General features: G+C 33.5%; 10 protein-coding genes. 7 read left to right on the top strand and 3 right to left on the bottom strand.

The window, feature by feature from the left end; genetic code table 11:
* Positions 1-6: 6 nt before the first annotated feature.
* A complete protein-coding gene (locus tag C8C83_RS03450; protein WP_121326452.1) occupies positions 7-780 on the bottom strand; it encodes a LexA family transcriptional regulator in 774 nt (257 codons plus the stop codon).
* Between the two features lie 85 nt (positions 781-865).
* Between C8C83_RS03450 and dinB the strand changes: the two genes are divergently transcribed.
* The 5 genes from dinB to C8C83_RS03475 all read left to right on the top strand — a co-directional run bounded on the left by dinB (position 866) and on the right by C8C83_RS03475 (position 7,844).
* A complete protein-coding gene (gene dinB, locus C8C83_RS03455) occupies positions 866-2,047 on the top strand; it encodes a DNA polymerase IV (protein WP_121326453.1) in 1,182 nt (393 codons plus the stop codon).
* The gene (dnaE, locus tag C8C83_RS03460) at positions 2,048-5,110 is read left to right on the top strand and encodes a DNA polymerase III subunit alpha (RefSeq protein ID WP_121326454.1); all 3,063 of its coding nucleotides are present in this window, start codon (positions 2,048-2,050) and stop codon (positions 5,108-5,110) included.
* A gap of 54 nt (positions 5,111-5,164) precedes the next feature.
* Entirely contained in the window at positions 5,165-6,550 is a 1,386-nt protein-coding gene (locus tag C8C83_RS03465) for an exonuclease domain-containing protein (RefSeq protein ID WP_121326455.1), read from the top strand.
* Between the two features lie 48 nt (positions 6,551-6,598).
* Entirely contained in the window at positions 6,599-7,225 is a 627-nt protein-coding gene (locus C8C83_RS03470) for an alpha-ketoglutarate-dependent dioxygenase AlkB (RefSeq protein ID WP_121326456.1), read from the top strand.
* A gap of 157 nt (positions 7,226-7,382) precedes the next feature.
* A complete protein-coding gene (locus tag C8C83_RS03475; RefSeq protein ID WP_121326457.1) occupies positions 7,383-7,844 on the top strand; it encodes a DUF1810 domain-containing protein in 462 nt (153 codons plus the stop codon).
* Positions 7,845-8,151: 307 nt separating this feature from the next.
* Here C8C83_RS03475 and C8C83_RS03480 read toward each other — a convergent pair whose 3' ends face one another.
* Complete coding sequence (locus C8C83_RS03480) at positions 8,152-9,564, bottom strand: amino acid permease (protein ID WP_121326458.1); 1,413 nt, start codon at positions 9,562-9,564, stop codon at positions 8,152-8,154.
* Positions 9,565-10,286: 722 nt separating this feature from the next.
* On the opposite strand from C8C83_RS03480, the gene C8C83_RS03485 reads away from it, so the two are divergent.
* Complete coding sequence (locus C8C83_RS03485; RefSeq protein ID WP_121326459.1) at positions 10,287-11,711, top strand: HAMP domain-containing sensor histidine kinase; 1,425 nt, start codon at positions 10,287-10,289, stop codon at positions 11,709-11,711.
* Positions 11,701-12,090 carry a response regulator gene (locus C8C83_RS03490; RefSeq protein WP_121326460.1) on the top strand — a complete coding sequence of 130 codons (390 nt, stop codon included), beginning with the start codon at positions 11,701-11,703 and terminating at the stop codon, positions 12,088-12,090. Before C8C83_RS03485 ends, C8C83_RS03490 begins: the two co-directional genes overlap by 11 nt.
* Before the next feature lie 8 nt (positions 12,091-12,098).
* Here C8C83_RS03490 and C8C83_RS03495 read toward each other — a convergent pair whose 3' ends face one another.
* Entirely contained in the window at positions 12,099-13,526 is a 1,428-nt protein-coding gene (locus C8C83_RS03495) for a LysM peptidoglycan-binding domain-containing protein (protein WP_121326461.1), read from the bottom strand.
* Between the last annotated feature and the right edge of the window lie 97 nt (positions 13,527-13,623).

Below are 13,623 nucleotides of genomic sequence, written 5' to 3' on the forward strand. Positions count from 1 at the left end.
ACTTTTTTAAGTATTCGCAGTATTATTTTTTATCTCCATAACTTCTCGTTTTACTTCCAGAAGTAAATCTTTCATACTTTGAGATTCTGTTACTTCATGTCGTTTATCGCTTCGGCCAATGCTGCATTCGTATTCCCAAATTTCAAGAATATCTGAAGCTTTCACTTCATAATTTGGATAAAAACGATTGTCTGATTCCAAAACCAAAGCATTCTTTTTATTCTTATTAAGACGTTTGTATACCATTCCTTCATTTTTGGTAATCAGGATATACGTTCTACCATCCATCACCTCTCCCAGCCTTTCTACATAACGACCAATAATTATAGATCCATCTTCGTGTGGTGGCATCGAATCGCCTTCTACAGGAAATCCGCGGTGTTTTCCAGGTCCTAAAAACGGAAGAGAAACTTGTTGCAGACTTTCAATATATTCCGGATCAGCATATCCGTTTAGATATCCTGCTTTTGCTTTTTGAGATACAATTTCAATATAATTCTCTCCAAAACTATCTACTTGTATCGGTAAGATTAGTCGGTTGCCTTCTAATTTTATCAGGTTTTCAATGTTTATCTTTCGTATATCGACAGACAGTAATAAATCAATACTCATATGAAAATATAAAGCAATTTGCTTTAAAATATCATATGGCGCTTCGGAGGTTCCATCTTCGTATTTAACGTATCTTCCTCGGGTAATTCTAAGGTTTTCAGCTAATTTCTCCTGAGATATTTTATGCTTAACCCTCAATGCTCTGATGTTATCTGAAAATAAGGACATAATTAATTTGTTATAATTTGGAACAACAAATATACAAAAAAATGTTCTTATCTGTACTAATTTTGTTTTATACAAAAACAAGGAGATGGCACGGGCAATTGTACACATGGATTTGGATACTTTTTTTGTATCCTGCGAAAGGTTAACTAACTCACAATTAGACGGAATTCCGCTAATTATTGGAGGCGGTGATCGTGGTGTTGTGGCCTCTTGTTCGTATGAAGCCAGACGTTTTGGAGTACGCTCAGCAATGCCTATTCATATGGCGATAAAACTTTGTCCGCAGGCGAAAATTATTAAAGGTGATATGGAATTATATTCGCAATTGTCGCATAATGTTACGCAGGTTATTCAGGAAAAAGCACCGATAATGGAGAAAGCCAGTATCGATGAATTCTATCTTGATATTACCGGAATGGACAAATTTCACGGTAGTTATAAATGGACTGATGAATTGGCTCAATCTGTAATTAGAGAAACCGGATTGCCTATTAGTTTTTCGTTATCTATTAATAAAACAGTTTCTAAAATTGCAACCGGTGAAGGTAAACCAAAAGGGAATTTAGAAATTCCGGAAAATGGCGTTCAGGCATTTTTAAATCCTTTATCGATCCAGAAAATACCAATGGTTGGTAATGTCACTTTTCAGCTTCTGTCAAGGATTGGCGTTCGTACAATTCAGACTTTATCTGAAATGCCAGCCGAAGTTTTACAACAAATGATTGGCAAAAACGGTCTGGATATCTGGAAAAAAGCCAACGGAATCGATCATACGCCCGTAGAACCTTATACAGAAAGAAAATCAATTTCTACTGAGCATACTTTTTCTCAGGATACAATTGATATTGAAAAACTCAAAAGAATACTTATTGGAATGGTCGAAAAATTGGCTTTTCAATTGCGATCAGAACAATGGTTAACTTCAACAATTACCGTTAAAATACGTTACGCCAATTTTGATACTGAAACCAAGCAATGCAAAATAGCATATACCTCGGCAGATCATATTCTGACCAAAAATGTAATGGAACTTTTTGAAAAAGTGTATCAGCGTAGGATGCGATTGCGTTTGATTGGTATTCGCTTTAGCGGATTGGTTCGTGGTACCTATCAAATTGATCTTTTTGAAGATACTGAGGAAATGCTTTCGCTTTATGCTGCGATGGATAAAATGAAAAGTCGTTATGGTTTTGATGCCGTAATGCGTTGCGCGGGAGCTCATTTCAAACCGAATAATAAAGACGAAATTTTAAAACGTAACAAATAAATGTATCTCAACTGTCATTCTTTTCACTCGCTTCGCTACGGCACGATTCCGCTCGATAAACTTATCGATCAGGGTGTTTCTTGCGGTGTAAAAGCTATGGCACTTACAGATATTAATACCGTAACGGGAATTTATGATTTTATAAGAGCCTGTGATAAAAAGGGAATTAAACCTCTTGTAGGAATAGAATTTCGTTCTAATCATCAATTTCGATATATTGGCTTAGCCAAAAATACTGAAGGATTGGGCGAAATGAATCGGTTTTTAACGGATCATAATTTTAGCGGAGAAACTTTGCCTTTAATTGCTCCTGAATTCGAGTCGGTTTTTGTGATTTATACTTTAGAAAATGCTCCGAAGGAATTGCGTGAAAATGAATTTATCGGAGTTTGTCCGGATGAAGTTTTAAAACTTCTTACTTCAGGACATAAAAATAAAATAGCAAAAATGGTTGTGCTTCAATCCGTAACTTTTAGTAATAAAAGAGAATTTAATCTGCATAAAATTCTACGCGCAATTGACACCAATATTATTTTATCAAAATTAACAGAAGTTGATTATTGCAAAACTTCGGAGAAAATGCTGCCTTTAGAATCGCTTTTACCTTATTATGAAAAATATCCCGAGATTATAGCCAATACACAGCAAATAATTGATTCCTGCAATTTTGAATATGATTTTAAAACTCCAAAAAATAAAAAGTTTTTTACTGAAAATCGTGAAAGTGATATAGCAAAACTTAGAGAATTGGCTTATGACGGTTTATTATGGCGTTATGGAAAAGAAAATACACTTGCAAAAACACGTATAGAAAAAGAATTAAAAGTAGTTGACGAATTAGAATTTAGTGGTTATTTTTTAATCACCTGGGATATTGTTCGTTATAGCAATAGTCTGGGTTTTATGCATATTGGTCGTGGTAGCGGCGCCAATAGTATTATTGCCTATTGTTTAGGAATTACCGATATCTGTCCGCTTGAACTTGATTTGTATTTTGAGCGCTTTTTAAATTTAAATCGAAAAAGTCCTCCTGATTTTGATATCGATTGGAGCTGGAAAGAACGCAATACAATTTTAGAATATATATTCGATAAATACGGTCGCGATCACGTTGCTTTTTGCGGAACTAATGTAGAATTCAAACATCGCTCTATTTTTAGAGAAGTCGGAAAAGTATTTGGTCTTCCGAAAGAAGAATTAGACATGTTAGCCAAAAATCCGATGGCATTACACGAAACCAATTCTATCGTAAAACTAGTTCAGGAATACAGTATTATGATGAATAAATACCCTAATCAACGTAGTATGCACGCTTGTGGTATTATCATTTCTGAAGAACCAATTACTAATTATACGCCGCTGGAAATGCCTCCAAAAGGATTCCCAATCGTGCTTTTTGACATGCATATTGCCGAAGAAATTGGTTTCGAAAAATTCGATATTTTAAGTCAGCGTGGAATTGGTCATATTGATGATAGTGTAAAACTAATTGAGAAAAACCGCGGAATAAAGGTTGATATTCGTAATACTTCGATTTCTAAAGACGAAGCTGTATGTAATATTTATTTGGCTCAAGGCCAAACTATTGGTTGTTTTTATATCGAAAGTCCAGCAATGCGTGGATTATTACGCCGACTGAATTGTGATAATTATAAAATTCTTGTTGCAGCTTCTTCTATTATTCGTCCCGGCGTGGCGCAATCCGGAATGATGAAAGAGTATATTTTTCGTCATAATAATCCGGATCAGTTTCAATATTTTCATGAAGTTTTTAAGGAACATCTTGGCGAAACTTACGGGATTATGGTGTATCAAGAAGATGTGATAAAAATTGCCCAACATTACGGTGGACTTCCAGCTGCTGATGGTGATATCCTGCGTCGTGCCATGTCCGGAAAAGGACGTTCTATGGAAGCTTTACAAAAAGTAAAAGATAATTTCTTCGCTTGTTGTGCCCAGAAAGGTCATCCCGAAGCACTTAGTCAGGAAATTTACCGCCAGATTGAATCCTTTGCCGGGTTTTCGTTTTGCAAAGCGCACTCGGCTTCTTATGCCGTAGAAAGTTACCAAAGTTTATATCTTAAGATTAATTATCCTGTAGAATTTATGACAGCGGTAATCAACAATCAGGGCGGATTTTACAGAACCGAAGTTTATGTTCACGAAGCGCGTATGTCCGGCGGAACAATTATGAATCCTTGTGTAAATAAAAGTGAATATCAAACTACCGTTTATGGAACTGATATTTATCTCGGTTTTATGCATTTGCAAAGTCTTGAATCTAAAACAGCTCATTTAATCGAATCGGATCGGGAGAAAAATGGTGATTTTCTTTCTTTAGAAGATTTTATCAATCGGATACCTATTGGAATTGAAAGCATGAAAATTCTAATATTTATAGATGCTTTTCGTTTTACAGGAAAAACCAAAAATCAGCTTTTGGTCATTGCCAGTTTGCTCTTAAACAACTTCAAACCCGAAAACAGAAGTTTGATGTTAATGCAGGAACCAGTAAAAGAATATAAACTTCCTACTCTGGAACGTTCTTTATATGAAGATGCTTTTGACGAAATCGAACTCTTAAGTTTTCCTGTATCATGTACGGTTTTTGATTTATTACAAACCAAATATCGAGGAAATATTATGGCGAAAGATCTTGTCATGCATCACAAAAAACAGGTTCGAATGTTGGCTTATCTAATCGCTCGAAAACAAGTTCCAACTAAAAAAGGAAATATGTATTTCGGGACCTGGATTGATCACGAAGGTTCTTATTTTGATACAGCGCATTTTCCGGATAGTTTGGCAGAATATCCTTTTCAGGGCGGAGGTTGTTATTTACTTTTAGGAAATGTAGAAGTTGATTATCATTTTCCAACAATCACGATTATCAAAATGGCTAAGATGCCTTTTATTCCTGATCCAAGATATATGGATGCCAAAGATCAATATAAAACCCAACAATTAATCAAGGAAGATGTTAGCCCTACGCATCGGGAACCTTATCCGCAAGGACATGAAATTAATTTGCCACGACATCGAATGAAATTTCAGAATACATAAATAATTGAGGCATAATTTTTTAAATAATAGAAGACGAAATTACGTTATATACAGATGAAAAAGCAAGAATACGCCATAGTAGATATCGAAACCACCGGTGGAAACGCCAGTGGCAGCCGCATTACCGAAATTGCCATTATCATTCATGACGGAGAAAACGTGATTGAACGATATGAAACGCTTGTGAATCCCGAAAAGGAAATTCCAATTTCGATTTTTGCCTTAACAGGAATTAATAATGAAATGGTAGCTAATGCGCCAATCTTTGATGATATTTCGGAGAAAGTACTAGAAATGCTTACAGATCGAATCTTCGTGGCGCATAATGTCAATTTTGATTATTCATTTGTTCGTCATCAACTCGAACAAGCAGGTTTTAAATGGACAGCCAGAAAGTTGTGTACCGTTCGCGCAGCCAGAAAAATCAGACCAGGTTTCTCCTCCTATAGTTTAGGAAAACTTTGTAATTCGCTTGATATACCTTTAGAAAACCAACATCGTGCCGGCGGAGATGCAGCTGCCACGGCAATATTATTTTCGCGATTACTCGAATGGGACGATGAAGGTCATATTGAACAAATGATCAAAAACACGGCACAAGATCAGCGTTTACCTCCTAATCTTCCGCCAGAAGATTTTGATAATTTACCTGAAAAACCGGGTGTATATTATTTTTATAATGAGGTAAATAAAGTAATCTATGTGGGTAAAGCGGTTAATATAAAAAAACGTGTTGCTTCTCATTTTAGCGGACACAAAATTAATCCGCAAAGGCAAAATTTCTTGCGCGATATTTACTCGATTTCCTTTGAAGTTTGTGGCAACGAATTGATGGCTCTTTTATTAGAATGTACCGAAATTAAACATCTTTGGCCAACTTATAACAGAGCTTTAAAACGATTTGAACCCAAATTTGGGCTGTATGAATATGAAGCCCGTAACGGATACAAATATCTCGCTATTGGAAAACTCAATAAATTTCAGTCTTGTATTGAGCATTTTAGTAGCTTACACGAAGCAACAAATATATTGCGAGGTTTGGCAGAACGATTTGACATTGATTATAGATTTTGCAAATATTCAAAACCTGAAGAAGGTGAAGTATTTCAAAATAAAGATAAAGATTTACCCGATGTTTCGCTCCACAATGAGCAAGTCGGCAATGCTATTGATTTTTTATTAAACAACAGACCTTCTTTTGCGATTATAGAAAAAGGAAGAACGGCAGGAGAAAGAAGTTGTATCTGGATAGAAAATGGTCATTTTTATGGTATGGGATATATTCCGTCAGATGTTGCGATTACTGATTCTTCAGAAATAAAAGATTATGCTACGCCTTATAAAAGCAATCAATACATTGTACAATTGATTTTTGCTTATGCGGAAAAAAATCCGCGAAAAGTTTTTTTCAATAAGAACTTGCTAAAATCAGGAATATGAAACTAATCTAATTTAAAAAATAGAGCTATAAACTAAAAGTATTGACTTATGACACTATTTAGCGATACCGAATTATTTGCCACAGGTTTAAAAGGAAAAAAAATATTTGACCTGCCTGATGCAGAACTTATTTTGATCGATAACTTTTTTACCAAAGAAGAATCTGATCGCTTTTATGAAAAAATACTTCATCAAACTAAATGGAGAGAATATGAAATGGAAATGTATGATAAAATTGTTACGGCTCCCCGAATGATTTCGTGGTATGAAGACAAAGATAATGTTGGAGCAGATCAAAATGGTCCAGATTGGACTTATAATTTATTAACGATTAGAGGCCGTGTCGAAAGAGAAACTCAGATTGAATTTAATAGTCTCTTGCTTAATTTATACCGAGATGGCAATGATGGTGTTTCGTGGCATAGCGACAAAGAACATAACTCGGGACCAAATCCAATTATTGCTTCGGTAACTTTTGGGGAAACCAGAATGTTCAGACTTCGTCATAAATTTCGCAAAGAAATTCCGCAAGTAGAAATTCCTTTGCATCACGGATCTTTTCTATTAATGGCGGGAACAACCAATAGTTTCTGGCAACATCAGGTTCCTAAAACAGCCAAAAATGTATTGCCACGAATCAATTTAACCTTTAGACGAACTAACCGAAGCGAATGATTTGTAAATCACTTAAAATGAGTTTTATTTTAACGCTGAAACGACGAGGAAAATTCCTCCTCTAAAAGTTAAAATACTCAGTACATGAACCTTTTATTAGGCAGAACCTATCTTTTTTACTACTTTTGCAACCTTTTTTTATATATACATTACTATAATGGCTTATTCAAACAATGATTTATTGCGCTTTTTAGATGCACAAAACAAACTTTATCTTACTGCTTTTTCTGAAATCAAAAAAGGAAAAAAAGAGACACATTGGATGTGGTTCATTTTTCCTCAGATTAAAGGATTAGGCTCAAGTGATACTGCAAATTATTATGCCATTAACGATCTCAAAGAAGCAACCGAATATTTAGAGCATCCTATTTTAGGGAAACATCTTATAGAAATTTCGGAGTTATTTTTGACTTTCAAACGAAAATCAGCCGATGGAATTTTAGGTGATTTAGATGCACGCAAATTACGTTCTTCTATGACGCTTTTCTCTTTGGTTGAAAATACAAATCCTGTATTTCAGGAAGTTTTAGAAGCTTTTTTCTCAGGAGAATCAGATCCTCTTACCTTATCTATTATTAATTCAACCATAAAATCATCTGTCGAAACTGAAATGGTGTAATTTATACTAACTTTTTCCAGATTATTTAAATTAAAAAGACACTGCGTTTTTTGCTTTTGCAAATTGGTAGTGTTTTTTTTTATGCCCACGGGTTTTACGGATTAAACGGATTTACATAGATTTCTGTTTTAAACTTTATATTTCTTGTTTTTAGATATAAAAAATGCCTTGTTTTTAGCAAGGCATTTTTTGTATTCTATTATTGAGTAATAAAAGATCAGCGTTAATCTGTTTAATCCGTAAAACCCGCGGATAAATCATATTTATACTTAGAAACTAAGTGTCTAAGCGACTTAGCACCTTTCCTTTAATCTTCTTTCGGTTTTGTTAGGTAATATACCGGAATTCCTGTTAGCATAATTAATACTCCCCAACCACAAGTTGAGAATTTTGTAATTAATAAAGAAACACAAATTGCCGCTGCGATCACAATATACAACATTGGCAAAAACGGGTATCCAAATGCCTTGTAAGGTCTTTCTAAATCCGGCATTTTTTTGCGTAAGATGAAGATTCCGTAGATTGTTAGTATATAAAAAATCAATACAATGATGATTACGAAATCTAATAAGTCTCCATATTTACCTGTCAAACATAAAGCCGAAGCCCAAATACATTGCGCCCAAAGTGCCCAAGCCGGAACACTTGATTTGTTTAAAACAGCTGCTTTTTTAAAGAACAAACCATCTTTTGCCATTGTATAATATACTCTTGCACCAGCCATAATTAATCCGTTGTTGCAGGCAAAAGTCGAAATCATGATCATAATTGCAATGATCAGTGTTCCAATGTTTCCAAAAATATAATGCGAAGCTACAACTGCTACTCTATCTGATTTTGCTGTTGCAATTTCGTTTAACGGAACTACAGCCAAGTACATCAAATTTGTCAGTACATAAATAATTGTCACAATAAAGGTCCCTAAAAATAAGCTGAAACCAACATTCCTTTTTGGATTTTTAATTTCTCCAGCGATAAAAGTCACACCATTCCAAGCGTCACTTGAGAATAAAGATCCAACCATTGCAGCAGAAATTCCCGTAATCAAAGCTGTTCCGCCAATTGGTAACCATGAACCACTTTCGGCATTATACGAACGAGGAGTCCAGGCATCTGTCCAGTTCGCATCCCAAATAGAAGCTTTTGCTCCTAATGTTAATCCGAAAACTATTAAACCTAATAATGACAGTATTTTGATAATCGTAAGGACAGTTTGAAGAATTTTTCCGTTTTTAACACCACGGCTATTAATAAAAGTCAGTAAGATAATGGTAACAATTGATACTAATTGTGCTGCATTGAGTTTAAAAGATCCCAATTCATAAAGTATATTTTCATCACTTAGCGGCTCATATAGATAAGCTGCGAATTTTGAGAATGCCACCCCAACAGCTGCAATGGTTCCGGTTTGAATTACGGCGAAAAAACTCCAACCGTATAAAAACGCGATTAGTTTATTATAAGCTTCTTTTAGATATACATACTGCCCTCCTGCTTTTGGGAACATTGCACTCAACTCTCCGTAACTTACTGCGGCTATAATTGTGATCAATCCTGAGATTAACCAAATTAGCGTTAACCATCCTGCAGAACCTACTTGTCTGGCGATATCAGCACTTACAATAAATATTCCGGATCCAATCATCGAACCTACAACAAGCATGGTTCCGTCTAATAATCCGAGTTCTCTTTTAAAATTTTCCTGGTCGTTTTCTTGCATTATTTTGGTTTTTGGGTTGGTTAAAGATATACTTTTTTCTGAGATTGTATAACTCTGATTATTAGTTTATATCTAATTCTTGATGTTCTGTTTTGTTCTTAAAATGCAAATTAACGAAATCGATATAATTACAAAATAGTATAGACCGATTTTCCTTTAAAATTGACCGAAAATAAAATCTCATCAAACTACTAGATATTTAATGTAAAAACATTAAACCTTAAAAAAACAGAAAACTGTTTTTTTAATCATTCTAAAAGTGCCCTCCAACGAAAGTAACAAAGCTCTAAAAAAAACCTAAATCAAGGCTTTAATAAGTTAAACAAAAACAACTAATTAATTGCATTATAATTTATTAGTCAAAAGTATTTAAAATTAGTTGCATTAACTCTTTTTTTTAAATCAAAAGTTAAAACTGATTTTTACAAACAACAAACCAAAACACAAAAAACTGATTACCAATTATTTAAATGACAAAAATACATTTATCAGATAATTTAACAAGAAAAAATAAATCATCCGTTAAACTCTATTCTTTTTTTGCTAAATTTGATACAGGAGTTAATCGGCCTTAAAATTTCAAATATTTCATTAACAATTGTTTATACTTTTAATAAAAAAAAACATAATCCCAAAAAAGATTATAAAAACAGAGAAGAACCACTTACAAAGCAAACTTTGCAAGACAGAAGACTAATTATTAACCTACAAATTCAAAAATTATGTTTAAGGTCAATTTTTTCAGCAAACTGCGTTTCCCAAATGTTTTTATTCTTTTATTAATCGTATTTATTTCTTGCGCTTTATTAATTTGTATTAACATTTTTACGATCAAAATCTTATCCGCTAACAGAGCATATGTTAATGGCGAATCACATTATTCAAAAGGTCAAAAAGATGCTTCACGCCACCTTATAACTTATCTTTTTACCAAAGACAAGAATCAGTGGAAATTGTATCAGGAGGAATTAAAGGTTCCGCAAGGAGATGGTATTGCCCGCGAAACACTTATGAAAGCCGGCGACAATGAAGTTGCCCGAAAAGCACTACTTGTTGGCAGAAATCATCAGGAAGATCTTGATGATTTGATTTGGCTATTTGTGAACTTCAAACAGGTTTCTTATTTATCAAAAGCAATAAATGAATGGGGTCAGGGAGATCAATTAATCTTTAAATTATTTGTTATTGGCGAACAAATCAATGCCAAAATAAATCACAATATCCTAAGTATTGAAGATCAGAAAAAATTCCTTCAGGAAATTAGTGTCATAAGTGATAAACTAACTATTAACGAACGAAATTTTTCGAATACATTAGGAGAAGGAACCCGCAAAATCAAGTTTTTACTAACCATTTTCAATGTTATTTTCATCTTGATTATAGTTTGTAGTGTTTGCCTATATTATTCGATAATGGTAAAACGCTTATTATTTTCAAAGAAAGAAACCGAAGCTAAAAACGAAAATCTGATTCTTGTCAATCATGAACTTGATCGCTTTGTTTATAGCGCCTCACATGATTTAAGATCGCCTATAACTTCTTTAAAAGGTTTAATTGAAATTACACAATTGGAAGATGATGTTGATCAAATTAAAGATTATCTAAGTTTAATGTATCAAAGCCTCACAAAGCAAGATCAATTTATTAGCGACATTATTGATTACTCAAAAAATAAACGAAAATTAATTATAGTAGAACCTGTGAGTTTACAAGACTTGTTCAATGAAGCTATCTCACAATTGATGCATATTGAGAATGCAAACAGAATAACTTTTAGACAAGAATTACTGATTGATCAAATTCAGAGTGATGGTTTACGTCTAAAAATCATTATCAGTAATCTAATTTCTAATGCTATAAAATATGCTGATAATAGTAAACAGGAAATGTTTATCTCTATAAAAACTTATATTCAGGAAGGCTTTAATAAAATTGAAGTTGCCGATAACGGAATTGGCATCAACGATGAATTTAAGGATTATATTTTTGAAATGTATTATGGTACAAATAAAAACAAAGGATCTGGTTTAGGTCTTTATATTGTAAAAGAAGCTGTCGAGAATATTAAAGGAAACATTTCCGTGTTTTCAGAAAGCAATATCGGCAGTAAGTTTATTGTAACAATTCCTAACGCCTATGGAACTTAATTCTTTGTTTTTATTAATTGAAGACAACCTGATTGACCAGCTTGTTACGAAACAATTACTAAAAAAAGTTTTTAGTATTGAACAAGTATCTATTGCAAATAATGGAAAAGAAGGAATTCAATGGCTTAACAATAACAAAAGAATTAACCACCAACCACTTATCATCTTGCTAGACATTCAAATGCCAATTATGAATGGCTTTGAGTTTCTGGATGAATTTCACAAACTCAGTAAAGATGCAAAAAAAGGAGTTCAGATTTATGTACTTTCTTCAACCTTAGATGCTGACGAAATTAAACTAATAGAAGAAAATGAGTATGTAACTGATTTTTTAAACAAACCATTCCCAATTGAGGAATTGAAAACTAAGTTTTTATAGCTGAAAAACTATTGTAAAACGCGATTTACTTGCGAAAAGGTTCTTCCGTAATAAGGTTCTTTAGTTGAAGAAATCATTACGCCACCGTGTGTTGAAGAATGAACAAATTTAATTTCTCCGTCCAAAACCTCAACTACCATTCCAACATGGTTGATATGCCTTCTTCCATTGGTTCTAAAGAAGATTAAATCTCCTTTTTGCGCTTCTTCTGAATTGACTTTCATTCCAATTCTAGATTGCTCGATAGAACTTCTTGGGAGCTTAATATCAAAATTATTAAAAGTACAAATCATTAATCCTGAACAGTCAAACCCTGCTTTTGTGGTTCCGCCCGATCGATATCTTATCCCAATATTATCAGTTGCATTTACAATCAATTGATTTACTAAATCCGAATGATTACTTACTCTAAATATTGTAGTGGTATCTTTTTTAATTTCCGAATTATCAGCAATCTGACCCGAAGTTGCTAAATTATCATTAATTGCCGGAGTTGTTGACAAACCTGCTGCGGCATCAGCTTTTTCTTTTGTAGTACGAATTTTTAATACATAACCTACCGCTAATTTTCCTTTGATAAACGGATTTTGCTTTTCCAGTTCTTTAACTGTTATTCCGTATCGTTTAGCAATTGCATATTTTGTTTCTTTTGGCTGAACTTCAACTGCAACTTCTACATTTGTTGTTGCAGGAACAATTTCTGGTTTTGCAGCTTCTGAAGTTGTTCCGGTATTTTCTGCAACCTGAGTTTCAGAAGCAACAGAACTATCTTTTATCAGCTGATCTGCTTTTTCTTTTGATGTTCTAATTTTTAAAACAGATCCTACAGGCAACTTTCTTTTAATTGATGGATTTTGGCGTTCTAATTCTGCAACTGTTATTCCGTATTTTTTAGCAATCAGATATTTCGTTTCTTTTGGTTTTACCTCAACAATAACCTCGACATCTGTAGAAGGAATTATTTCTGGTTTCTCTAGATTTTGCTTTTTCGTTGTCTTTTCATTTGACACAATAGCACTAGACGGAATATTAAGCTTCTGTCCTATCTTCAAAGCTTCACTTTCCAATGAAGGATTTGCTTTTTTTAAATCATCGACAGAGATATTGTATTTTTTTGAAATTACCCAGAGATTTTCTTTTTCCTGCACTTCGTGCAAACCTGGATTTGATGTTGCTGCGGGAGTTGTATTGGCAGCAATTTCAGTTTTTTTCGTAGTAGCTTTTTTATTGTTATTCGGAATTAACAAGACCGAATTTAATTTTAGAACTTTGGGTGCATTGGGATTGGCTTCTTCAATGTCTTTAGTTTTTACACCATATTTTTTAGCAATTACAGATAGATTTTCTCCTTTTGATATTTTGTGCTTGATAAACTTTTCCTGAGAAAAAACACCAACGCTGAAAAAAAACAATACTATAATTAATCTAAAAACCATACCTATTAAAGTTTAATGAATACTTTTTTAAGTTAAGACAATATTTTAAACTCAAAAAGAGCAAATATATTACCCAAAAAGGCTAATTTAACTTTTT

The organism is Flavobacterium sp. 90 (assembly GCF_004339525.1).
Classification (GTDB): Bacteria; Bacteroidota; Bacteroidia; order Flavobacteriales; family Flavobacteriaceae; genus Flavobacterium.